This window comes from Serinicoccus profundi (assembly GCF_008001015.1).
Taxonomy (GTDB): Bacteria; Actinomycetota; Actinomycetes; order Actinomycetales; family Dermatophilaceae; genus Ornithinicoccus; species Ornithinicoccus profundi.
Genome location: NZ_CP042862.1, coordinates 1640009 through 1663258 on the forward strand (window position 1 = coordinate 1640009; position 23250 = coordinate 1663258).

Below are 23250 nucleotides of genomic sequence, written 5' to 3' on the forward strand. Positions count from 1 at the left end.
TCGTTGCCGGCCTCCGCCCGGAGTCGCTAGCCACGCGGGGGCCTTCTCGCTAAGGTTCGCATTGTCGACAACTAGACAATCAACATTCTGCGCTGTCCCGTGCGCGACCCCAAGGAGACGACCGTGGACGACCTCGCACGCCGGTTGGGTCTGAAGACCAACCCCCAGATCTTCTTCACCTCGGCCGGGCTGATGGTGATCATCCTGGCCCTGCTGCTCATCTTCCCCAGCAGCATCGGGGACGGCTTCGCGGCCGCCCGGACCTGGGTGACCACCAACCTCGGGTGGTTCTTCATCTTTGGGGTGACCTTCTGGTTGGTCTTCCTCATCTGGATCGCCAGCAGCAAGTACGGCGACCTCAAGCTGGGCAAGGGCGATGAGGTCCCGGCCTACACCCGGACCTCGTGGTTCACGATGCTCTTCGCCGGCGGCATCGGCACGATCCTCATGTTCTGGGGGGTCGCGGAGCCCATCTCGCACTTCGCCACACCACCGTTCCCGGACGTCGAGCCCTACAGCGCCGAGGCTGCGGAGGACGCGATGAACATCGCGCTCTACCACCTGGGCCTGCATACCTGGGCGATCTTCACGCTGCCCGGTCTGGCGTTCGGCTTCTTCATCTACCGCTACGACCTGCCGATGCGGGTGAGCTCGGTCTTCTACCCCTTCCTCAAGGAGCGGATCCACGGACCGATCGGCAAGGCCATCGACGTCTTCGCCGTGGTGGGCACGCTCTTCGGCCTCGCCGTGAGTCTGGGCCTGGGAACCTCGCAGATCAGCACCGGGCTGTCCGAGCTGATCGGGGTCGAGGACTCGGTCTTCATCCGCGTCATCGTCATCACGGTCCTCACCGCCATCGCGACCGTCTCGGTCGCCGTGGGCCTGGACAAGGGCATCAAGCGGCTGTCCAACCTCAACATCGGGATGGCCGTCGGCATGATGCTCTTCGTCCTCTTCACCGGTGGGGCGACCGTCTTCCTGCTGCGCTCGTTGGTGGAGAGCGCCGGCAACTACCTCGCCGCCCTCCCCTCGCTGTCCTTCTGGAACGACGCGCTCGCCAACGCCACCCAGGAGGAGGGCTGGGGCTGGCAGGCAGGCTGGACCGTCTTCTACTGGGCCTGGACCGTCACCTGGGCGCCGTTCATGGGTGTCTTCCTCGCCCGGATCTCCCGTGGCCGCACGGTGCGGGAGTTCGTCGGCGGCGTCCTCGTGGCCCCCTCGCTCTTCACCCTCGTGTGGTTCGTCATCTTCGGCTGGTCCGCCATGGAGATCGACGGCATCGGGGGCAACGGTGGGACGGTGTCGGCCGCGGTCGCCGAGAGCGTGCCGCTGGCGATGTTCACCTTCTTCGAAAACTTCCCCCTGACGACGGTGATGCAGGGCCTGGTCGTGGTGATCGTCGCCCTCTTCTTCGCCACCTCGGCCGACTCGGCCGCCCTCGTCATCGACATGCTGTGCAGCGGTGACAACGAGGAGGGCCCGGTCGCGCAGCGCGCGTTCTGGTCGATCTGCCTGGGCGCACTGGCCGCCCTGCTCATCGTCCTCGGCGGTGACGACGCCCTGCCGGCCCTGCAAGAGGTCATCACGGTCGTCGGGCTACCGATCTTCATCCTCGTCTTCGCCATGATCCCGGCCCTCTTCGTGGGGCTCCGGAGCGAGAAGAAGAGGGTGGAGAGAGGCGACCACAGCGTCACTCCGCTGGAGCACATCAAGCTGCAGCAGGAGGAGGACGCGCGGGATCGCGCCGAGGCCGAGCGCCGGCGCGAGGAGGCGGAGAACGGCGTCCCGAAGGAGAAGGAGCGCTCCGGCTGAGGACGCTGCGCCCGACGAAGGGCCCGGGCCGCCACGTGGCGGGCCCGGGCCCTTCGGCATACCTCGTCGGCTCAGAGGACGTCGGCGAGCGCGGCCTCCCAGGCATCGGCGGCCTCGTCCACCTGCTCCTGCGTCACGACCAGGGCGGGGATGAAGCGCACCACCTGCGACCACGCGCCACAGGTGAGGAGCAGCAGACCGTGGTCGACGGCGGCCTGCTGGGCCCGGGCTGCGGTGGCGCCGTCGGGCTCACCGTCGGGGGTGCGGAACTCCGCCCCCAGCATGAGGCCGAGGCCTCGCACGTCCGTGATGGCGGTATGCCGCTGCGCCGCCGCCTCGAGCCGCGACCGGAGCTGGGCGCCGCGGGCTGCGGCGTTGCCGACGAGGTCCTCGCGCCGGATGACGTCCAAGGTCGCGAGGGCAGCGGCGCACGCCACCGCGTTGGCGCCGTAGGTGCCGCCCTGGGAGCCGGGCCAGGCCCGACCCATGAGCTCCTCGGAGGCGGCGATCGCCGAGAGCGGGAAGCCCGAGGCGATGCCCTTGGCGGTGATGAGGACGTCGGGGGAGACGCCGAAGTGGTCATGCCCCCAGAACTTCCCGGTGCGGCCCCAGCCGGTCTGCACCTCGTCCAGGACGAGGAGGATCCCGTGCCGGTCGGCGCGCTCCCGGAGCCCGGCGAGGAACTCCTGCGAGGCGGGCACGTAGCCACCCTCGCCGAGGACCGGCTCGATGAGGAAGGCCGCGGTGTCCTGCGGGGAGGTGACGGTCTGTAGGAGGTAGTCGAGCTCACGCAGCGCGAAGGCCGTGGCCTCCTCCTGGCTCCAGCCGTAGTGCGTCGGGCTGGGGAAGGGGGCGACCGCTACCCCGGGCATGAGCGGCGCGAAGCCGGAGCGGAACTTCGTGCCGGAGGTGGTCAGCGAGGCGGCGGCGACGGTGCGGCCGTGGAACCCGCCGTGGAAGGCGACGACGTTGGGACGCCCGGTGGCCTGCCGGGCCAGCCGCAGGGCAGCCTCGACGGCCTCGGAGCCGCTGTTGACGAAGAACATCGAGTCCAGCCCCGCCGGGAGCACGTCCGACATCCGGTCCACGAGGTCGAGCAGCGGACGGTGCATCACCGTGGTGTACTGCGCGTGGACGATCTTGGCGACCTGCTCCTGGGCGGCGGCGACGACGTCCGGGTGGGCGTGGCCGGTGCTCGTGACTCCGATGCCCGCGGTGAAGTCGAGATATCTGCGGTCCTGCTCGTCGAAGATCAGGGCGCCCTCACCACGGGCGGCGACGACGGGGGTGGCTTGCTTGAGCAGCGGGCTGAGGTGCGCCACGATCGACTCCTGCGATTGGTAGATTGTTGACAATCTGAACGTACCGTATGAAGGAGGCGCCCGTGAGCGGCGACGCAGCACAGCCGGCACAGCGAGAGCAGGACGGCGGACGGTCGACGGGCCCGACGCTCCAGCACGTCCCCACCGACCTGTTCATCGGAGGAGAGTGGGTGCCCGCGGGGTCGGGCGCGCGCTTCGACGTCGACGACCCCGCGACCGGCCGCCCGATCGCCTCGGTCGCGGACGCAGGCCCCGAGGACGGGTTGCGCGCGCTCCAGGCGGCGGCAGGCGCCCAGGCCGAGCTGGCGGCCAGCTCCCCGCGCCAGCGGGCGGACTGGTTGACCGCCGCCTACCACGCGGTCATGGACCGCGCCGACGAGCTCGCCCTCGTCATGACCCTCGAGATGGGCAAGCCGCTGGCCGAGGCCAAGGGGGAGATCACCTACGCCGCGGAGTTCCTACGGCACTTCGCTGGGGAGGCGCTGCGGATCAGCGGCTCCTATCAGCAGGCCCCGGCCGGCGACGCGCGCTTTCTCGTCATGCGCCAGCCGGTGGGGCCCTCGCTGCTCATCACCCCGTGGAACTTCCCGATGGCGATGGGCACCCGCAAGATCGGCCCGGCCCTCTCCGCCGGGTGCACGAGCGTCATCAAGCCGGCCCACCAGACGCCGCTGTCGATGCTGGCGCTGGTCGACATCCTCGCGGAGGTCGGCGTTCCCTCGGGAGCCGTCAACGCCGTCACCACCAGCCGGGCCGGTGAGCTCATGGAGCCGATGATCCGCTCGGGTCTGGCCCGCAAGCTCTCCTTCACCGGGTCCACCAAGGTGGGCAAGATCCTGCTGGAGCAGTGCGCCGAGAAGGTCCTGCGGACCTCGATGGAGCTCGGGGGCAACGCCCCCTTCATCGTCTTCGACGACGCCGACCTCGACGACGCCGTGGCCGGGGCCATGGCCGCCAAGATGCGCAACATGGGCGAGGCGTGCACCGCGGCCAACCGGATCTACGTCCACGCCTCGATCGCCGACGACTTCGGCGCGCGGCTCGCGCAGGAGATGTCCGCCCGCACCGTCGGTCCCGGCACGCAGGAGGGGGTCGACGTCGGCCCGCTCATCGACCGGGCGGCGCAGGACAAGGTGCGCGACCTCGTCGCCGACGCCGTCGACGGCGGGGCGCAGGTCCTCACCGGGGGAGACGTCCCTGACGGCGAGGGCTACTTCTACCCGCCCACGGTGCTCACCGGGGTGGCGCGCGATGCGCGGATGGCCAGCGAGGAGATCTTCGGCCCGGTCGCCCCCCTCACCCCCTTCACCACCGAGGCCGAGGTGGTCGCGCTCGCCAACGACACCCCCTTCGGCCTGGTCTCCTACGTCTACACCCGCGACCTGGACCGGGCGCTGCGGATGGCCGAGGCGCTGGAGTCGGGGATGGTCGGCCTCAACCAGGGTGTCGTCTCCAACCCGGCCGCGCCCTTCGGCGGCATCAAGGAGTCGGGCCTGGGTCGCGAGGGTGGCGCGGTCGGCATCGAGGAGTTCCTCGAGGTGAAGTATGTCGGGATCGCCGGGCCCCGCCCCGCTCAGGACGGCTGAGCGCCGGGCTCTGGCCCGAGGCTGCCCCGGCTGGAACCGGTCAGCCGCTGCACGGCGTCGCGCATGTGGTGCAGCAGCAGCGCGTCGGTCTGCCGGGCGTCGCCCGCGGCGAAGGACCGCGCGATCTCCCGGTGCTCCCCGACGCGCGCCTCGTCGACGGCATACGTCGGCTCGAGCAGGTGGATGCACATCCGGGTCTCGGTGAGCAGCGTCGCGTGGAAGCGCGAGAGCTGCGGGCTGTCGGCGTGGTCGACGAGCACCTGGTGGAAGTGGATGTCGGCGGTGCTCACCGCGCGGACGTCGCCCTCGGACGCCGCAGCAGCCATGTCCTCGACGACCCGCAGGAGCGCCTCGGTCGCCTTCTGCGGGCGGGTCTCGTGGATGCGGTCCCCGGCCGCGCGCTCGACGGCCGAGCGGGCGAGGTAGAGGTCGCGCACCCGGTCATCGGTCATCTCGATGACGAAGAGCCCGCGGTTGCGGTGCGAGACGAGCAGCCCCTCCTGGGTCAGGCGTTGCAGGCCCTCGCGCAGCGGGCCCCGGCTGACCCCCAGGCGGTGGGCGTACTCCACCTCGCCGAGCTGGCTCCCCGGGGCGACCTCGCCGCTGGCGATGGCCTCGCGGATCTGCGCGGCGACGATGCTGGGCGTGGACTCCCGCTGCACCGGTCGGATCGCGGAGGGGGTGGTGGCGGGTGGGATCTGCGTGGTCATCTCGTGTCTCCTGTCGGCGTGCCCGGCTGCGCCGATCGCGCGGCGGGCCGCGCGGTCGCGAAGAGCGTCCCCAGGCCGGGGACGGCGGGCACCTCGCCGGCGAGGGCCAGCCCCTCGTGGACGGACACCTGGTTGGCGGTGAGCACCACCCGCCCGGTGGCCTCCTCGAGGTCCTCCAGCCAGGCCAGCGTATGCAGAGCCGTGTCCGGCACGAGCACCGCCTCGGCGCCGGTGGCATCGACGCTGCCCGCGAGGGCCAGCACCGCGTCGCGGCCGAGGGTCCCGACCTCGGCGGCGGTGATGATGTCGTGGCTGCCCGTCGCGGTCACCTCGATGCCGGCGCGGCCCAGGAAGTCGACGAAGGCCTGCGCGACGTCCTGCGGGTAGGACGCCGCCACCGCCACCCGGGTGAGCCCAAGACGCCGACAGGCCTGGACGAAGGCCAGGGAGGTGGAGGTCGTCGGCACCCCGGTGCGGGCCGCCAGCTCGGCCACCTGCGCGTGGGCGCCCTCCCAGCCGAAGACGAAGCTGCCGGACGTGCACGCCCAGACGACCGCGTCGGGACGTGCGCCGCGCAGGAGCTGGTCGGCACCGTGGGCCAGCCGGTCGGGCCCCCCGAGGTCGAGCAGTGCGTCGACCCGGTGGGCGTCCTCGCCGACCGAGGTGTGCACGAGGGGCAGGCGGACGGCATACCCCTCGCCGCGTAGCCTCTCCTCGAGCCAGGGGTAGTCGTCCTCCGCACTGTGCCCGGGGTAGAGGATGCCGATCGTGCTCATGGTCATGCGCCCCTGTCGTCGGCCGTCCGCGTCGTCACGGCGGACGGATGCTTAGATTGTAGACAATCGCGCCGGAGAGAGGGTCCCGATGAGCTACGACGTGGACGCACTGGCCCGTCGGCTGACGGGTGAGCTGCGCGGTGAGGTGCGGGCCGACTCCCTCGGCCGGGCGCTCTACGCGACCGACGCGTCCAACTACCGCGTCGTGCCCGACGTCGTCGTCCTGCCCCGGGACGAGGCCGACCTCGTGGCCACCCTGGCCCTGGCCCGCGACGCCGGCGCGCCCGTCGCGCTGCGCGGAGCCGGCACCTCGATGGCCGGCAACGCGCTGGGTGGGGTCGTGGTGGACGTCTCCCGGCACCTGGACCGGATCCTGGAGATCGACCCGGTCGCCCGCACCGCCACCGTGCAACCCGGCGTCGTGCTCGGCCACCTCGTCTCCGCGGCGAAGGCGCACGGGTTGACCTTCGGCGCCGACCCCTCCTCCGCGAGCCGCTGCACCCTCGGCGGCATGATCGCCAACAATGCCTGCGGGGCTCACTCGGTGGCCTGGGGCACCACCGCCGACAACGTCCGCAGCCTGCGGGTGCTCACCGCGGCGGGCGGTGAGGCGCGGCTGGACGCCCGTGACCACCTCGCCGCAGGTGGTGCGTCGGCGGACCCGGAGCCGGCCCTCGCCGAGATCCACGCGGCCATGGAGCGGCTGGGGCGCGAGCACGCGACGCTCATCGGCCGCCGGTTCGGCACCTTCTCCCGGCAGATCTCGGGGTATGCGCTCCAGCACCTGCTCCCCGACCGCGGGGTCGACCTCGCGCGGCTCCTGTGCGGCAGCGAGGGGACCCTGGCCACCACCCTCGAGGCGACCGTGGCGCTGGCCCCGCTGCCCCCGGCCGTGGTGCTGCTCACCCTCGGTTTCCCGGACGCGGTGAGCGCCGCCCGCAGCGTGCCGACGGTCCTGCCCCACGCCCCGCTCACCATGGAGTCGATCAACGCCACGCTGGTCGAGCGGCTGCCGGACGACACCCGCCGGGCTGCGGAGGCGGCCGGGCTGCCCGAGGGACGGATGTGGCTGCTCGTCGAGATCGGCGGGGAGGACGCGCAGGAGGCGCGCACCCGCGCCGCCGAGGTGGCCGAGGCGGTGCGTGACGGCATACCCGGGACGACCGCGGCGGTCGTCACCGATCCCGCCGCGCAGGCGGTGCTGTGGCGGTGCCGCCGGGACGGCACCGGTCTGGCGACCCGCCGCGCCGACGGCGCCGAGGCCTGGGCCGGCTGGGAGGACGCCGCGGTGCCACCGGAGCGGCTCGGCGACTACCTCCGCGCCCTGGAGGAGCTCATGGCGCGCTACGACTACTCCGGCGCGTCCTACGGCCACTTCGGCGAGGGATGCATGCACCTGCGGATCGACTTCGACCTCGTCACCGACCAGGGCGTGCGCGACTACCGGTCCTTCGTCGAGCAGGCGACCGACCTCGTCGTCTCGCTCGGCGGGTCGGTGTCGGGGGAGCACGGTGACGGCCGGGCCCGGGGCGGGCTGCTGGAGCGGATGTACGGCGCCGACGCCACCGCCCTCTTCGCGGAGGTGAAGCGGGCCTGGGATCCGCAGGGCCTGCTCAACCCCCGGGTGATCGTCGACCCCCCGGCGGTCGACGTGGCCCTGCGCCAGCACGGTCACGCACAGGGGTTCCCGGAGCGCACCACGCTGGCCTTCTCCCAGGACGCCGGCAGCTTCGCCCAGGCACAGCGTCGCTGCGTCGGGGTCGGCAAGTGCATCCAGACCTCCGGCGGGGTCATGTGCCCGAGCTACCAGGTGACCAGGGACGAGACGCACTCCACCCGCGGGCGGGCCCGGGTCCTCTTCGAGATGATGGAGGGTGACGTCATCACCGAGGGGTGGCGGGCCGAGGAGGTCCGCGACGCCCTCGACCTGTGCCTGTCCTGCAAGGGCTGCGTGGGGGACTGCCCGGTCAATGTCGACATGGCGACCTACAAGGCCGAGTTCACCCACCAGCACTACCGCGGCCGCCCGTGGGCGCGGCCCCGCTCGCACTGGTCGATGGGGTGGCTGCCCGCGCTCGCGAAGGGCGCGGCACTCGCCCCGGGCACGACGAACGCGCTCATGAGGTCCAGGCTCGCCGGCGCGCTGAAGCGGGCCGGCGGGATCGCCGCCGACCGGGAGGTGCCGGCCTTCGCCCCGCGGACCTTCACCTCGTGGTTCTCCCGGGAGCACACCCCGGCCCGGGGGGAGGGGCGCACCCCGGTGCTGCTGTGGCCGGACACCTTCACCACCCACCTCGCGCCGGAGGTGGGCCGGGCCGCGGTGGCGGTCCTGGAGGATGCCGGGATGGAGGTGCACCTGCCCCGAGGCCCCGTGTGCTGCGGGCTGACCTGGGTCTCGACCGGCCAGCTCGGGGTCGCGCAGCGGGTGCTGCGCCGGTCATTGACGTCGATCGAGCCCGCCCTGCGCGCCGGGGCCACGGTGGTCGGGCTCGAGCCCAGCTGCACGGCCCTCTTCCGTCACGAGGCGGTCGAGCTGCTGCCGGGTGACGAGCGCGCGATCCTGGCCAAGGCCCAGGTCCGGACCCTCGCGGAGACGCTCGCCGAGCACGCGCCGGGCTGGGAGCCCCCGCAGCTGGACCAGGAGGCCGTGGTGCAGGTGCACTGCCACCAGCACGCCGTCCTGGGCTTCGACGCCGACCGCGCCCTCATGGAGCGGGCCGGGGTCCGGGCCGAGGTCCCCGACTCCGGGTGCTGCGGGCTGGCGGGCAACTTCGGCTTCGAAGCCGGGCACGAGGGCCTCAGCCGACAGATCGGCGAGCGCGTCCTGGCCCCGGCCGTCCGCGGCGCCGCCCCCTCGACCGCGGTGCTCGCGGACGGTTTCTCCTGCCGCACGCAGATCGCCGACCTGACCGAGCGCCGGGGGCGTCACCTCGCCGAGCTCCTGGCCGAGGGCCTCAGCGCACCTGCGGACCGGAGGGCGTGAGCAGGCGCAGGATCGTGCGGGCGTAGCCGCGGGCGGCCACGAGCAGCTCCTCGACCGCGACCGACTCGTCCGGGCGGTGGGCCTGCTCGGCCACCGACCCCGGGCCCTGGACGATCACCGGGATCCCCCACGCGTCGGCGACGAAGCCGCCGTCGCACGCCGCGGTCCACCCCTGCAGGTCCCTCCGGCCGCGACCGGACTCGCCCATGGCGGCATCGGCGACGACGACGAACTCCTCGTCCGGGGCGGTCTCGAAGCCCGGCATGTCCATGGGGGAGGTCAGCGACCACGTGAGCCCGCGGGAGCCCAGGTCGAGGGCCGACAACCGACGCCGGACCGCCTCGACGACGTCCGCCATCGCCTCGCCCGGCAGCAGCCGCCGGTCGACCTCGACCCGGCACAGATCGGGGACCGCGGAGCCGGACGTCCCGCCCGCGATCACCCCGACGTTGACCGTCGGCGGTCCCACGAGCGGGTGCGCCCGGGTGGCCAGCTCGGTATGCCAGCGGTCCAGGTCCGCGACGACGAGGGCGGCCCCGCTGATCGCGTTGCGCCCGTCCTGCGGCCGGCCGGCGTGGGCGGCGACGCCACGCACCTCCACGTGCAGATAGCTCGCGCCACGAGCCGCGACGACCGTCGTCAGGTCGGTCGGCTCGGCCACCACGCAGCCCAGCAGGTCGGGGGCGGGCTGCTCGACGAGGCGGCGGATCCCCAGGCCGTTCTGCTCCTCGTCGCAGAGCGCGTCCAGCCGCACCGGGCCCGAGGGGACCACGGCGGTCTCCCGCACCGCGGCCATCGCCAGCAGCACGGCGGCCAGCCCGCCCTTCATGTCGGCGCTGCCCCGGCCGGTGATGCGCCCCTCGGCGAGGGTGGCGGCATACGGGGCGGTGCTCCAGTCGGCCGCCTCGCCGGGCGGGACGACGTCGGTATGCCCGAGGAAGAGCAACCCGGGCCCCTCGCCGCCGGCGAGCGTGACCCGGACGTTGGGGCGCCCCGGCTCGACCTCCTCGGACTCCACCTGCAGGTGCAGCTCCCTCGCCAGCCGGGTGAGCTCGGCGGCGGTGGCGGCCTCCTCACCGGGCGGGTTGGCGCCCCGGGCCCGCACGAGGGCCTGGGTCAGGGCGGTGACCCGCTCGGCCGTGATCCTCGAGAGCACCGCCTGCTCGGCGGGGATCATCCGGCCGCCGTGGCATCGACCGCGCGGGCCAGCCGGGCCACCCCCTCGCGGATCCGCTCCGGCGGGGTGGAGGCGAAGCACAGCCGCAGGTCGTGGGGGAAGCGGCGCCCGGGGGAGAAGGCGTTGCCCGGGATGTAGGCGACCCCCTCGGCCAGGGCGGCGGGGAAGAGCGCCTCGGTGTCGACCGACTCGCCGAAGGAGACCCAGAGGAAGAAGCCGCCCTCGGGGTCGGTCCAGGTGGCGCGGCCCCCGAAGTGCTCGGCGAGCGCCTGCTGCATGGCCTCCTTGCGCCGGCGGTACTCCGCCCGCTGGGTCTCGAGGTGCTCCTCCAGCCCGCCGGAGCGCAGGAAGTGGGCGACCAAACGCTGGGCCGGCAGGTTGGCGCAGGTGTCCATCGACTGCTTGGCGTGGATGAGCAGCTGGGCGAGCGAGGGATCGGCGTCCACCCACCCGACCCGCAGCCCGGGCGCGACGATCTTGGAGAATGTCCGGACCGAGAAGACCAGCGGGTCACCGTCGGCCAGCTCGTGCAGGCTGGGCACCGGGTCATCGGCGAAGCGGAGCATGCCGTACGGGTCGTCGTCGAGGATGACGCTGCCCCAGGACCGCGCCAGCTCGAGCAGCTCGCGCCGACGCGGCAGCGACATCGAGGTGCCGGAGGGGTTCTGGAAGGTGGGGATCGTGTAGATGACCTTGGGCGTGCGCCCGGCCCGGTCCACGGCCGCACGCAGCGCCTCGATCGACATACCGTGCTCGTCGACCTCGATCTCGGCGAGCTCGGCCTGGTAGGCCAGGGCGGTCGCGCTGCCGTTGGTGTAGGTCGGCGACTCCACGGCGACTAGGTCGCCGGGGTCGATGAAGAGCTTGGCCGCGAGGTCCAGGCCCTGCATGCCGCCGGCGGTGATGGTGAGCCGCTCGTCGGTCGTCTCGTCGGTGGTGCCGGCCAGCATCTCCAGCAGGGCCGAGCGCAGGGCCGGGTCGCCCTCGGTCGCGGCGTAGTCGAAGGCGTCCGGCGTCCCGAGCTCGCCCCGGGCGGCCTCGCCCAGCGCCTGCGTGGGGATCGCCTCCGCGGCAGGACTGCCCATGGCGAAGCGGACGACGTCGTGGGTCTGCCGGGCCAGCAGCGAGGTGCTCGAGTCGATCACCGACCCCACGAGCAGGTCGGCGCGCGAGGCGAGGGGGAGGGTCGGGCTGTCGGTCGTGCTCATGGATGGATCACCAGTCCTTGGTCGAGGGGGGCGAGCAGTTCGGGGGCGTCATCGGTGACGAGCACCGACTCGGAGGTCTCGTAGCCCCAGCGGTCCATCCACATCCCGAGGATGAGGTGGAAGCACATGCCGGGGGCCAGCACGGTGTCGTCCTCGGCGCGCAGGCTGACGGTGCGCTCGCCCCAGTCGGGGGGATAGCCGATGCCGATGGAGTAGCCGATCCGCGAGTCCTTGGTGAGGCCGTGCCGCGCGATCTCCCGGGTGAAGGCGGCGTGGACGTCGGCGGTGCTCGCTCCCGGGCGCAGCGCGGCGAGCGCCTGCTCCAGACCGCGCCCGGTGGCCTCGGCGGTCTGCGCCAGGCGCCGTGGGGGAGTGCCGAGGCTCACCGTGCGGGCGAGGGGGACGTGGTAGCGCCGGTGCACGCCGGCGAGCTCGATCGTCGTCGCCTCACCACCCCGCAGGGGCTCCTCCACCCAGGTGAGGTGCGGCGTGCCGGCCGTCTCCCCGGAGGGCAGCATCGGCACGATCGCCGGGTAGTCGCCACCCAGCGCCTCGGTCCCGTGGGCCTGGGCCTGCTGGATCTCGGCGACGACGTCGCACTGGCGGCGGCCCTCGCGCAACGCGTCCACCGCCACCCGCATGGCGCGCACGGTCACCTCACCGGCGGCCCGCATGAGGGCGATCTCGGTGTCGGACTTCACCACCCGCAGCCAGTTGACCAGCTCGCGGCTGTCGACGAGCCGGGCGTCGGGCAGGGTCGCGCCGAACGCGAGGTAGGCACGTGGTGAGAAGTAGTGCGCGTCCAGCTCCATCGCGATGGTGCACGGCCCCGCGGGCAGCGCCCCCACCTCGCGTCCACGCTCTGCGATCCACTCCCAGGGGTGGATGTCGTGGCGGTGGACGTAGTGCTCGGGATAGCCGTGGATCTGCTCACGGGGCAGGGTCGCGGTGTGGTGCCCGCCCTTGGCGTCCATGGCCCGCAGCACCAGGTGCGCGGGGCCCTCGGCCGGCACCAGCAGCGCCTGGGGCATGTAGAAGGACCAGGCGTTGTAGCCCGTGAGGTAGTAGAGGTTGGCCGGGTCGGTGACCACGAGCGCGTCGTGGCCGCGCTCGCGCAGGACGGCCTGGGCACGGGCCATCCGCTGCTCGTGCTCGATCCGCAGGGCGTGCGGGTCGGCCGTCTGCGCGGCGCTGGTGATCTCGGCGGACTGGCTCACGGGGTCTCCACCGGGGTGGCGGCACGTGGGGTCCCCGGGCCGGGGCGTCCGCGGACGAGCAGGGACTGGCCCTCGCCGCGCGCGTCGAGACCCAGGGCGGCCATCGCGGCCCACAGGGTCACTTGGTTGGCGCTGAGGACGGGTATGCCCAGCTCGGCCTCGAGCGGCGCGAGGAGGTCGTAGGTGCGCAGGTTGGTGCACGACACGAAGACCGCCTCCGCGTCCGGCGCGACGGTGCGGCGCACGAGGTCCGCGGTCACCCGCTCCGGCACCGTCCAGATCTCGCCCGCCAGCCCCAGATGGCCGCTGGCCACGACGTCGAGCCCGGCCTCGGTGAGGAAGCGGGACAGGCTGTTGGTCACCGTCTCGTCGTAGGGCGTCACCACGGCCACCCGGCTCGTCCCGAGGGTCTGCAGGGCGCTGACCGCCGCCCCACTCGTCGTCACCGCCGCCGGGGCGCCCGCCTCGGTGAGGGCCTCCCTCAGCGCCGCCTCGCCGTCCACCCCGGCGACGAAGCTGCCGGAGGTGCAGGCATACGCCACCACCTCGGGCCGAGGCGTGGACAGGTCGTGGGTCGCCTGCACCACCGCTCCGGGCGCGCGCACCGCCCGGGCCTGGGGGAGGCCGACGGGCAGCGGCACGTGGGGGGTCCGCGTGAGGTGCAGGGTGGCGACGTCGGGGCACCAGCGCCACAGCTCACGGTCGAGGGCGAAGTCGTAGGGCACGATGACGCCGATCCCGCGCTCGAGGGAGGCCGTCCCCCCGGGGGAGGCGGACGCATCGCTCGGCAGCCGGCCGGCCACGGTCGTCGTCACGCGCACGACCCCACGATGCCCGACACCGAGGATTGTTGACAATCCGACACGGCCTTTCTACGGTCACGATGTGATCGCACGTCGACCTCGGCCCCGCGCGGTGGTGCTCACCGCACCCGGGCTGGCACCACCTGCAGCGCTCGACGCACTCTCGGAGGACCTCGATGTCGAGGTGGTGCACGCGGCGGGGCTGGCCGACGCGCTTCCCGGGGCGCAGGTGCTCCTCCTGTGGGACTTCTTCTCCTCCGCGGTCCAGGACGCCTGGGGCCAGGCGGACACGCTGGAGTGGATCCACGTGGCCGCCGCCGGGGTCGACAGCCTGCTCTTCCCCGACCTGCAGCGCTCGCCGGTCACGGTGACCAACGCCCAGGGTGTCTTCGACCGGCCGATCGCGGAGTTCGTGCTGGCCTCCGTGCTCGCCCACGGCAAGCGCCTGCACGAGAGCATGTCGCTGCAGCGGCAGCACCGCTGGGAGCACCGGGAGACCACGTCGCTGCAGGGCCAGCGGGTGCTCGTCGTCGGGACCGGCGGCATCGGCCGGGAGATCGGCCGGTTGCTGCGAGCCGTCGGCTGCGAGGTCCGGGGCGCGGGCCGCCGCGAGGTGGCCGACGACCCCGACCTCGGCACGGTGGTGCGCAGCGACGCCCTCGTCGAGCACGTCGGGTGGGCCGACCACGTCGTCAACGCCGCACCGCTCACCCCGCAGACGCGCAGGCTGCTCGACGGCACGGTCTTCGCCGCGATGAGACCTGGCGCGCACGTCGTCAATGTCGGCCGCGGCGCCAGCCTCGTCGAGGAGGACCTGCTGGCGGCGCTGCGCTCCGGTCACCTCGGCGGGGCCTCGATCGACGTCGTCGAGGAGGAACCGCTCCCAGCGGACTCCGCGCTGTGGGACGCCCCGGGCCTCGTCGTCTCGGCGCACCTGTCCGGCGATGTCGTCGGCTGGCGCGACACCCTCGCCGAGCAGTTCGTCGCCAACGCGCGACGGTGGCTGGCGGGAGAGGCGCTGACCGGCGTCGTCGACAAGGAGCTGGGCTACGTGCCCCGCAGCACCGGACAGGAGAGGGCATGAGCGCCTTCACCCCGCGGCACGCGGCGCGGCCGACCGCCCTGGAGCTGTCCGAGGCCTACGCCGTCGGCAGCACGACCCCGGTGGAGGCGACCGAGGCGGCGCTGGCGGCGATCGAGCGGCACGACCCGCTCGTGCACGCGATGGTGCTCCTCGACGCCGACGGGGCCCGCCGGGCCGCGCACGAGTCCACCGAGCGCTGGCGGCAGGGTCGGCAGCGGGGGCCGGCCGACGGCATACCGACGACGATCAAGGACATCCTGCTCACCCGTGGCTGGCCCACTCTGCGGGGAAGCCGGCTCATCCCCGAGCACGCGCCGGACGACTGGGCCCGGCAGTGGCCCGAGGACGCCCCGGCCGTGGCCCGCCTGCGCGAGGCGGGGTGCGTCCTGCTCGGCAAGAACGCGACCCCCGAGTTCGCGTGGAAGGGGGTGACCGACTCGCTGCGGCACGGGCCGACCGGCAACCCCTTCGACCCGCGGCTCACCGCGGGTGGGTCGAGCGGGGGAGCGGCGAGCGCGGTGGGCCTGGGCATGGGCGCGTGGTCGGTCGGCACCGACGGCGGTGGTTCGGTGCGGATCCCGGCAGCCTTCACCGGCACGGTGGCCCTCAAGCCGACCTACGGCAGGGTGCCGCTCTACCCGGCCAGCCCGTACGGCACCCTCGCGCACGCCGGGCCGATGACCACCACGGTCGCTGACGCCGCGTTCCTGCTCGACCTCATCGGAATGCCCGACGCGCGCGACTGGTCCGCCCTGCCGGCACCGCCCCGCACCTTCCTCGACGGGCTGGACGACGGGGTCGAGGGGGTGCGGGTCGCGGTGTCGCCCCGGCTCGGCCTCGCCGTGGACAACCACCCGGCGGTCGACCGCGCCGTGGCCGAGGCAGCGCAGGTCCTGGCTGCCGCGGGTGCGCGGGTCGAGGAGGTCGATCCCGAGCTCACCGACCTCGACGTCCTCGGGGCCTTCCACACGCTCTGGTTCACCGGAGCCGACAAGGTCGTGCAGGCCTACGGCGAGGGCGCCCTGGAGCGGATCGACCCCGGGCTGCGGGGCGCGATCCAGCGGTATGCCCACGGCGCCACCGCGGGCGACTACCTCGACGCCACCGCGGTGCGGATGGAGCTCGGTCGGCGGATGGGGCTGTTCCACGAGCGCCACGACGTGCTGCTCACCCCGACCATGCCGATGCCGGCCTTCGACCTGGCCCGCCAGGGACCGTCCCACGAGAGCGACGACGGCGAGGGTGATGGCGGGGAGGGCGCCGACCTGTGGACCTCGTGGACGCCCTACACCTACCCCTTCAACATGACCCAGCAGCCGGCCCTGTCGGTGCCCCTCGGGCTGACCGCGGACGGCCTGCCTGTCGGCGTCCAGCTCGTCGGCGCGCGGCATACCGACGCCCTCGTGCTGCGGGTGGGGCGCGCGCTGGAGTCAGGCAGCGACCGGACCGACGTCGTCCCCCCGCTGCTGCGGGGCTGAGCGCCGACCACAGGAGGAGCACATGAGCAGGTTCATCACCATCACCCTCGACACCCGCGGGGTGACGTGCCGGGTGCGGTTGCTGGAGGAGGAAGCGCCGCGCACGTGCGCCGCGGTGTGGTCGGCGCTGCCGCTCACCGCGCCGGTCTTCCACGGCAAGTACGCGCGCAACGAGATCTACACCCTGCTGCCACGCTTCGGGGAGGACCCCGGCAAGGAGAACACGACGATCACCCCCATCCCGGGCGACGTCTGCTGGTTCACCTTCGACGGGGCAGACCTGGGCAACCCGGCCTACGGTTACGAGACCGAGGGCGAGCACCGGGCCGCGGGTGAGGGCGGCATTATCGACCTGGCGGTGTTCTACGGCCGCAACAACCTGCTCATCAACGGCGACCAGGGCTGGGTGCCGGGCAACGTCTTCGGCGAGATCGTCGAGGGGCTGCCGGAGATGGCGGCGGCCTGTCAGGACGTCTGGATGGGCGGGGCGAGGGGGGAGACCCTCACCCTGGCCCGCGCCGAGGGATAGGTCACCCACCCAGCGCGGCCTCGCGGATCGGCGCCATCTCGATCTTGCGCTGGGTGAGCATGACCTCGGTGGCCCGACGCGCGACCTCCGGGTCCGCGTGGGTGGTGAGCTCGTCGAGCTCGGTGGGGTAGACCTGCCAGGAGACGCCGAAGCGGTCCTTGAGCCACCCGCACATGCTCTCCTCGCCGCCGCCCTCACGCAGGGCGTCCCAGTAGTGGTCGCTCTCCTCCTGGGTGTCGGTCCGGACGACGAAGGAGAAGGCCTCGTCGGGGCGGAAGTGCGGACCGCCGTTGAGCGCGGTCCAGCGCACGCCGTCGAGCTCGAACTCGACCGTGAGGACCGAGCCGAGCGGCTTGTCCGAGGGGGTGTCCGCGGCATACCTGCTCACCTGCAGGACGCGCGAGTTCGGGACGATCGAGCAGTAGAACTCGGCCGCCTCCTGCGCCTGGTCGTCGAACCACAGGCAGTGCCCGAGGTGGATCATCATGAGGTCCTCTCGTCTGGACCGCGTCGACCGCGGTGGGTGCTGGTGAGGGTATGACCACCCGCGCGCCGCGGACTCATCGCCGGGGTGGTGTCAGACTCCTCACAACGGCGCCGGCGGGCGGGTCGCGGCGGGGGTCCGGGGGTCCGCACCGCCTAGACTCGCCCCCATGACGGACGTCCAGGGGGACAGCTCCGGTCCGGCGGACCAGCAGCGGGTGCTGCCGGTGACGGACCGGCTGTGGACGGTGCCCAACCTCCTGTCCATGCTGCGCCTGGCGCTCGTGCCCGTCTTCGTCTGGGCCCTGGTCGAGCGTGAGCTCGGGTGGGCCGCACTGGTGCTCGTCGTGGCGGGCGCGTCCGACTTCGCCGACGGCAAGATCGCCCGACGCTACGGCCTGACGAGCCGGCTGGGTCAGGTCCTCGACCCGATCGCGGACCGCCTCTACATCGCCGCCACCGTCCTGGGTCTGGCCGCCGTCGGCGTCATCCCGTGGTGGCTGGTGGCCGTCCTCTTCGCCCGCGAGACCTTCATCGTCCTGATGTACCCCGTCGTGCGGGCGCACCGGCTGCCGATCCCCGAGGTCACCTTCATCGGCAAGGCCGCCACCTTCAACCTCCTGGGTGGGTTCCCCCTCGTGCTGCTCGGGCACGTCCCCGGGTGGTGGAGCGTGGCCTGCCTGGCCACCGGCTGGGCGCTCGTCTGGTGGGGGACCGTCCTCTACTGGGTGACCGGTCTCGTCTACGGCTGGCAGGTGGCCGTCATGGTGCGCCAGCGTCGCCGGGCCGGAGCGGCGCGCTGATGCGGCTGCGGCACGGGCAGTCCGACCCCGACCCCAACCCCGCGGCGTCGATGGCCCTCCTCGAGGAGGTCCTCGATCCGCCGGTGGGGCCTGGCTACCACTCTGCTGCCCAGGACCGTAGCGACCGCGGTCTGCCGCCCTCGTCGGGCACCCGCACCTGGCTGATGTTCGGCACCGCGGTGGGCCTCGGGCTCCTCTTCACGGTGACGGCCGTGACCCTGCGCACCCCCGACCCCGCCGAGGCGGCCGGTCGCCAGCAGCTCATCGAGCGGATCGAGACGGCGCAGACGCTCGGCGACGAGCGCAGCACGCAGGTGTCCGACCTGCGGGCCGACATCCGTGAGATCGAGCAGCAGGCCCTCCAGGGCAGCGGCACCGGCTCCGGCGCGCGCCTCGCGGTGGCCGAGCGCCAGGCCGGCGGGGTGGCCCTGCGCGGCCCCGGCGTCGAGCTCACGTTGCACGACGCGGAGCGCCCCACCGATGCCTCGCCCGGCGACGAGAGCGAGCCCGAGCGGGTCACCTCGCGCGACCTCCAGCTCGTGGTCAACGGCCTGTGGAGCGCGGGCGCCGAGGCCATCTCGATCAACGACCACCGGATGACCAGCACCTCGGCGATCCGCTTCGCCGGGCAGGCCATCATCGTGGACTTCCGTGGGCTGACCCCGCCCTACGTCGTCCGGGCCATCGGCGACCCCGCGGCGCTGCAGGACGAGCTGACCTCGGGCATGACCGGCGCCTACCTCCTGGAGCTGGAGCGGCAGTTCGGCCTCGACTCCGAGGTGCTCGACCCGGGCGAGATCACCCTCGCGCCCGGCGCCCGGCTGACCACCCGGGAAGGCCGCATCCCCACCGAGCTGGCGCCGCAGACCCCCGGGCCGGACCTCGGTCCCGCCTCGGACCCCACCCGTGAGGAGCCACGATGATCCCCGTCCTCGGCCTGATGGTCGGCATCGTCCTCGGGCTGGTCGTCAGCCCAGAGGTGCCCTCCTGGCTCCAGCCCTACCTGCCGATCGCCGTCATCGCCGCCCTCGATGCCGTCTTCGGCGCGGCCCGGGCCTCGTTGGAGGGCATCTTCAACGACCGGGTCTTCGTCATCTCCTTCCTCTCCAACGTCGTCGTCGCCGCGCTCATCGTCTTCCTCGGAAACCAGCTGGGCGTCGGGGCCCAGCTGTCGACCGGTGTCGTGGTCGTGCTCGGGCTGCGGATCTTCTCCAACGTCGCGGCCATCCGCCGACACCTGCTGGGAGCCTGAGCCATGGAGGACCACGGCCCCGCACCGCCCCCCGGCCCCAGCGAGCGCCCCACCGCCCGCCGGGCACGCTTCCGGCGGCGCCCGGCGCCCAGCCGCGAGGAGGCGCGGCGCCGGCTGCGCGCCTTCGGGCGCTTCCACCCCACGCGAGGACAGCTCGTCGCCGCCCTGCTCACCACCCTGCTGGGGGTGGCCCTCGTGGCCCAGGCCCGGGTCACCGAGGAGGCCGGCCTGCAGCAGCTGCGGCAGACCGAGCTCGTCGCGCTGCTCGACGACGTGACGAGCCGCGCGGAGGCCCTGAGCGCCGAGGTCGCCGAGCTCGAGGACGACCGGTCGCGACTCCTGGGTGCCGAGGGGGACGAGGCCGCCGCGGAGGCCGCCCGGGAGCGGCTGGAGTCCTACCAGATCCTCGCCGGCACGGTGCCGGTGGAGGGTCCCGGCATCACCGTGCTCGTCGACGACGACGGGGGCATCATCACGCAGACGATGCTGCTGGACGGCATCCAGGAGCTGCGCGACGCCGGGGCGGAGGCGATCCAGGTGGGCCCGGTGCGGGTGGTGGCCTCCTCCTTCGTGAGGACCGGACCGGAGGGCGAGGTCCTGCTCGACGGCGAGCCGCTGAGCACGCCCTACACCATCACCGCCGTCGGCGACGCGCATACCCTCGCCGGTGCGATGGCGATCCCCGGCGGGTTCTCCGACTCGTTGCGGTCCGCCGGAGCGACGGTGACGGTGGTCGAGGGCGCCACGGTCCTCATCGACGCGTTGCACGAGCCGAGCGAGCCTCGTTACGCTCAGCCTGTGCCGTCGACCCAGGACCCCTAGGTCGCGGCTGGCCACTGCCGTCCGACACGGGCTCGGCACCCGGTACGTCCGTCCGAGGAGAGCGATGAGCACCCTGCAGTACCCCGATGACCTGCGCTACACCACCGACCACGAGTGGGTCCGCGACCTCGGTGACGGGGTGGTGCGGGTCGGGATCACCAGCTACGCGCAGGACGCCCTCGGTGACGTCGTCTACGTCTCGCTGCCCTCCGTGGGCGACCAGGTCGCCCCCGGCGACTCGTGCGGTGAGGTCGAGTCGACCAAGTCGGTGAGCGACATCTACGCACCGCTGGCCGGTCAGGTGACCGCCGCCAACGAGCTGCTGGACGCCACGCCCGAGCTGGTCAACACCGACAGCTACGGCGAGGGGTGGATGTATGAGCTCACACTCACCGACACCTCGGTGCTGGACGGTCTCATGGACGCGCAGACCTACGAGGCCCAGCTCGACTGAGGTGTCGGTGCTCTGACGTAGAGTTGGCTCCACCACCGTCGACCTGGGTCGATGGCCGCACATCCCACCGATCGACGAGGAGGTCCGCACCATGAGTGGCAACGATCGTGACCGCGAGCACCACGACGTGGGAGCCGACCCCACGACGGCGCGGATCCCTGGCGGGACGGACCTTCCCGCGGCCGAGTACACCTTCGACGACGAGGCCCCGCGCCTGTCGGCCGACGACCAGCGGACCGTCGACGCCCTGCGTCCGGGGACCGCGCTGCTCATCGTGCTGCGTGGCCCCAACTCTGGCGCCCGCTTCCTGCTGGACGCCGACGAGGTGACCTCCGGGCGCCACCCGCACAGCGACATCTTCCTCGACGACGTCACGGTGTCCCGGCGCCACGCGCAGTTCGTCAAGGAGCAGGACGGCTATGCCGTGCGCGACGTGGGCTCGCTCAACGGCACCTACGTCAACCGGCAGCGGATCGAGGAGATGCCGCTCAACCAGGGCGACGAGGTGCAGATCGGCAAGTTCCGGCTGGTCTACTACCGCGGTCGGTCGTGAGCTCACCCGCCCACGACGAGGTTCCGGCCGCACCGGCCGGGGGAGTGTCCATCGGGGCGGTCCTGCGCGAGCTGCAGACCGATTTCCCCGACCTCACCCAGTCCAAGATCCGCTACCTCGAGCAGGAGGGGCTCGTCAGCCCCGAGCGGCGCGCCTCCGGCTACCGCCTCTTCACCGAGGCCGACATCGCGCGGTTGCGGTTCATCCTCACCGCCCAGCGGGACCGCTTCTGGCCGCACAAGGTCATCAAGGACGCGCTCGACCGGCTCGACCGCGGGCTGGACGTGCCCGGCCTGACCACGCCCTCGCCGGAGCCCGGCCCGACCTCCCCGGCCCCGGCCCCGCCGGCCGAGGAGCGTGGCGCGGCGCCGGTCACCGACCTCAGCGCGAGCGCTCTGCGTCGTCGGCGCGGTGTCCGGCTCTCGCCGCTGGAGCTGCGCGAGCGCACCGGCCTGGACCCCGCCGCCTACACCCAGCTCAAGGCCTTCGGGCTGCTGCGCACCGACTCCGGCGGCAAGCACCATGCCGACGACGTCGACGTGGCCGAGTCCGCGGTGGCGCTGTCGCGCTACGGCCTGGAGGCACGGCACCTGCGGTTGTTCCGGGTCGTCGCCGACCGCGAGATCGGGCTGACCCAGCAGCTGCTCGAGCCGCTGCGTCGTCGCCGCGCCCGCGGCGGCACGGGGCCCGACCCCGCCGACCGTGAGGCCGAGCTCCTCGCGCACACGCTGTCGCTGCACGTGGCGCTGGTCCGCTCGGGGCTCAACCAGCAGCGCTGAGAAGCACCGCCGCGGGGGACCTGACCGGCGCTCCCGGGTCGGGAGCGGTATCGTAACGGGGTGAGAGAGCTCGACGTGCTCGGTGTCCGGGTGGAGATGCCCAACAACAGCCCGATCGTCCTGCTGCGCGAGCGGGACGGGCACCGCTACGTGCCCATCTGGATCGGCGCACCGGAGGCGACGGCGATCGCCTACGCGCAGCAGGGGGTGGAGCCGCCGCGTCCCCTCACCCACGACCTCATGGTGACGATGATCGAGGCCCTCGGTCGCACGCTGGAGCAGGTGCGGATCACCGAGCTGCAGGACGGCATCTTCCACGCCGAGCTGCACTTCGACGCCGGCACCGTGCTCTCGGCACGGCCCTCGGACGCCATCGCCCTCGCCCTGCGCTCGGCCACGCCGATCCTCACCACCGAGGAGCTGCTGGACGACGTCGGGGTGACGATGGCGGTCGAGGAGGAGGACGAGGTGGAGAAGTTCCGCGAGTTCCTCGACGAGGTGTCCGCGGAGGACTTCGAGTCGCCGGGGGGGCCCGGGCCGGACGAGGACCGCCCCTGATGTCCCGGCGTGGCGCCGTTGACCCCGGGTCCCCCTCCGCATACCGTCGACCTGTGCACATGAGGCACGTCAGTCACACGAGTCACAACTGCGAGGAGGACCGGTGAACGCTGGAGCAGACGCGCCAGGCGGAACGGGACGCGGGCCGGCACAGCAGCCGGTCGGGTCCCAGGGTCTGCTGTTCACCGACGACACCGCAGCGCTGGACGACGGCATCGGCTACCGCGGCCCCACGGTCTGCGGCGCGGCCGGCGTCACCTACCGCCAGCTCGACTACTGGGCCCGCACCGGCCTGCTCGAGCCCTCCGTGCGCAACCCCTCCGGGTCCGGCACCCAGCGGCTCTACAGCTTCCGCGACATCCTCGTCCTCAAGATCATCAAGCGGCTGCTGGACACCGGCATCTCGCTGCAGCAGATCCGGGTCGCCGTCAACGCGCTCCGCGAGCGAGGCGTCCAGGACCTCGCCCACATCACCCTCATGAGCGACGGGGCCAGCGTCTACGAGTGCACGAGCGACGACGAGGTCATCGATCTGGTCCGCGGCGGGCAGGGCGTCTTCGCCATCGCCGTCGGCAGCGTCTGGCGCGAGGTCGAGGGCCAGTTGGCGCAGTTGCCGAGCGAGCGGGCCGACGAGCCCGTGGGTGAGCACCCCGGCGACGAGCTGTCCGCGCGGCGACGCGCCCGCAAGACCTCCTGAGGGGGCACCGCTCCCGGTCGGCGCGGCGGTACGGTCCTGCTAGATTGTGGGCTGCCGATGACGTCGCGTGGGAGAGTCCTCCTCGCACTGCGGTGAGGCGCCGAAGGGGCATACTCCCCACCAAGCTCTCAGGCGCCCGGGACCACGCGGAACAGGCAACTCTG

General features: G+C 72.9%; 23 protein-coding genes and 1 riboswitch. Of the genes, 15 read left to right on the plus strand and 8 right to left on the minus strand.

Translation table 11 applies throughout. From position 1 onward, the window contains the following. Positions 1–123: 123 nt before the first annotated feature. Positions 124–1812 (plus strand): BCCT family transporter, encoded by a 1689-nt coding sequence (locus tag FA582_RS07525; protein ID WP_081480437.1) that lies wholly within the window; start codon positions 124–126, stop codon positions 1810–1812. Between the two features lie 71 nt (positions 1813–1883). Here the strand turns inward: FA582_RS07525 and FA582_RS07530 are convergent, their stop codons facing one another. Further along, positions 1884–3134, minus strand: coding sequence for an aspartate aminotransferase family protein (locus FA582_RS07530; protein ID WP_010146049.1), 1251 nt, complete (start codon positions 3132–3134; stop codon positions 1884–1886). Positions 3135–3181: 47 nt separating this feature from the next. Here FA582_RS07530 and FA582_RS07535 point away from each other — a divergent pair, with 47 nt between their 5' ends. Continuing rightward, positions 3182–4720, plus strand: coding sequence for an NAD-dependent succinate-semialdehyde dehydrogenase (locus FA582_RS07535; RefSeq protein ID WP_010146050.1), 1539 nt, complete (start codon positions 3182–3184; stop codon positions 4718–4720). Here the strand turns inward: FA582_RS07535 and FA582_RS07540 are convergent. Both FA582_RS07540 and FA582_RS07545 read right to left on the minus strand, forming a co-directional pair. After that, a complete protein-coding gene (locus tag FA582_RS07540; protein ID WP_010146051.1) occupies positions 4708–5430 on the minus strand; it encodes a GntR family transcriptional regulator in 723 nt (240 codons plus the stop codon). The two genes, FA582_RS07535 and FA582_RS07540, sit on opposite strands and share 13 nt — an antisense overlap. Continuing rightward, a complete protein-coding gene (locus FA582_RS07545; RefSeq protein ID WP_010146052.1) occupies positions 5427–6212 on the minus strand; it encodes an aspartate racemase/maleate isomerase family protein in 786 nt (261 codons plus the stop codon). Before FA582_RS07545 ends, FA582_RS07540 begins: the two co-directional genes overlap by 4 nt. Positions 6213–6294: 82 nt before the next feature. Between FA582_RS07545 and FA582_RS07550 the strand changes: the two genes are divergently transcribed. Next, complete coding sequence (locus FA582_RS07550; RefSeq protein ID WP_010146053.1) at positions 6295–9189, plus strand: FAD-binding and (Fe-S)-binding domain-containing protein; 2895 nt, start codon at positions 6295–6297, stop codon at positions 9187–9189. Here FA582_RS07550 and FA582_RS07555 read toward each other — a convergent pair. From FA582_RS07555 to FA582_RS07570, 4 genes are read right to left on the minus strand one after another with little or no spacing between them, the layout of a single operon-like run. Beyond that, a complete protein-coding gene (locus FA582_RS07555) occupies positions 9161–10366 on the minus strand; it encodes a M20 family metallopeptidase (protein ID WP_010146054.1) in 1206 nt (401 codons plus the stop codon). The two genes, FA582_RS07550 and FA582_RS07555, sit on opposite strands and share 29 nt — an antisense overlap. Next, positions 10363–11574 (minus strand): aminotransferase-like domain-containing protein, encoded by a 1212-nt coding sequence (locus FA582_RS07560; RefSeq protein ID WP_010146055.1) that lies wholly within the window; start codon positions 11572–11574, stop codon positions 10363–10365. The genes FA582_RS07555 and FA582_RS07560 overlap by 4 nt, the downstream gene beginning before the upstream one ends. Further along, the gene (locus FA582_RS07565) at positions 11571–12791 is read right to left on the minus strand and encodes a M24 family metallopeptidase (protein ID WP_010146056.1); all 1221 of its coding nucleotides are present in this window, start codon (positions 12789–12791) and stop codon (positions 11571–11573) included. Before FA582_RS07565 ends, FA582_RS07560 begins: the two co-directional genes overlap by 4 nt. Then, positions 12788–13606 carry a maleate cis-trans isomerase family protein gene (locus tag FA582_RS07570; protein ID WP_010146057.1) on the minus strand — a complete coding sequence of 273 codons (819 nt, stop codon included), beginning with the start codon at positions 13604–13606 and terminating at the stop codon, positions 12788–12790. The genes FA582_RS07565 and FA582_RS07570 overlap by 4 nt, the downstream gene beginning before the upstream one ends. 70 nt (positions 13607–13676) lie before the next feature. On the opposite strand from FA582_RS07570, the gene FA582_RS07575 reads away from it, so the two are divergent. From FA582_RS07575 to FA582_RS07585, 3 genes are read left to right on the plus strand one after another with little or no spacing between them, the layout of a single operon-like run. Next, positions 13677–14678: a D-2-hydroxyacid dehydrogenase gene (locus tag FA582_RS07575; RefSeq protein ID WP_010146058.1), complete on the plus strand. Its 1002-nt coding sequence runs from the start codon at positions 13677–13679 to the stop codon at positions 14676–14678. After that, positions 14675–16156, plus strand: coding sequence for an amidase (locus tag FA582_RS07580; RefSeq protein WP_010146059.1), 1482 nt, complete (start codon positions 14675–14677; stop codon positions 16154–16156). The genes FA582_RS07575 and FA582_RS07580 overlap by 4 nt, the downstream gene beginning before the upstream one ends. A 22-nt stretch (positions 16157–16178) precedes the next feature. Continuing rightward, the gene (locus tag FA582_RS07585; RefSeq protein ID WP_010146060.1) at positions 16179–16685 is read left to right on the plus strand and encodes a DUF3830 family protein; all 507 of its coding nucleotides are present in this window, start codon (positions 16179–16181) and stop codon (positions 16683–16685) included. A 1-nt stretch (position 16686) separates the two neighbouring features. Here FA582_RS07585 and FA582_RS07590 read toward each other — a convergent pair whose 3' ends face one another. Then, positions 16687–17172, minus strand: a complete 486-nt coding sequence (locus FA582_RS07590) for a glyoxalase family protein (RefSeq protein WP_010146061.1) — start codon at positions 17170–17172, stop codon at positions 16687–16689. Between the two features lie 166 nt (positions 17173–17338). Between FA582_RS07590 and FA582_RS07595 the strand changes: the two genes are divergently transcribed. The 9 genes from FA582_RS07595 (at position 17339) to FA582_RS07635 (ending at position 23086) form a co-directional block, all read left to right on the plus strand. Then, positions 17339–17971 (plus strand): CDP-alcohol phosphatidyltransferase family protein, encoded by a 633-nt coding sequence (locus FA582_RS07595; RefSeq protein WP_010146063.1) that lies wholly within the window; start codon positions 17339–17341, stop codon positions 17969–17971. Continuing rightward, complete coding sequence (locus FA582_RS07600; protein WP_010146064.1) at positions 17971–18894, plus strand: DUF881 domain-containing protein; 924 nt, start codon at positions 17971–17973, stop codon at positions 18892–18894. The genes FA582_RS07595 and FA582_RS07600 overlap by 1 nt, the downstream gene beginning before the upstream one ends. Then, the gene (locus tag FA582_RS07605; protein ID WP_010146065.1) at positions 18891–19223 is read left to right on the plus strand and encodes a small basic family protein; all 333 of its coding nucleotides are present in this window, start codon (positions 18891–18893) and stop codon (positions 19221–19223) included. Before FA582_RS07600 ends, FA582_RS07605 begins: the two co-directional genes overlap by 4 nt. A gap of 3 nt (positions 19224–19226) precedes the next feature. Continuing rightward, positions 19227–20045 (plus strand): DUF881 domain-containing protein, encoded by an 819-nt coding sequence (locus tag FA582_RS07610; RefSeq protein WP_147899781.1) that lies wholly within the window; start codon positions 19227–19229, stop codon positions 20043–20045. A 64-nt stretch (positions 20046–20109) separates the two neighbouring features. Next, positions 20110–20499, plus strand: a complete 390-nt coding sequence (gcvH, locus tag FA582_RS07615; protein WP_010146067.1) for a glycine cleavage system protein GcvH — start codon at positions 20110–20112, stop codon at positions 20497–20499. 91 nt (positions 20500–20590) lie between these two features. After that, a complete protein-coding gene (locus FA582_RS07620; protein WP_010146068.1) occupies positions 20591–21052 on the plus strand; it encodes an FHA domain-containing protein in 462 nt (153 codons plus the stop codon). Continuing rightward, complete coding sequence (ftsR, locus tag FA582_RS07625; protein ID WP_051125065.1) at positions 21049–21831, plus strand: transcriptional regulator FtsR; 783 nt, start codon at positions 21049–21051, stop codon at positions 21829–21831. Before FA582_RS07620 ends, ftsR begins: the two co-directional genes overlap by 4 nt. A 60-nt stretch (positions 21832–21891) precedes the next feature. Next, complete coding sequence (locus FA582_RS07630; RefSeq protein ID WP_010146070.1) at positions 21892–22389, plus strand: bifunctional nuclease family protein; 498 nt, start codon at positions 21892–21894, stop codon at positions 22387–22389. Between the two features lie 103 nt (positions 22390–22492). Continuing rightward, a complete protein-coding gene (locus tag FA582_RS07635; RefSeq protein ID WP_010146071.1) occupies positions 22493–23086 on the plus strand; it encodes a MerR family transcriptional regulator in 594 nt (197 codons plus the stop codon). 58 nt (positions 23087–23144) lie between these two features. Continuing rightward, positions 23145–23241, plus strand: a riboswitch (glycine riboswitch). The last annotated feature ends 9 nt before the right edge of the window (positions 23242–23250 follow it).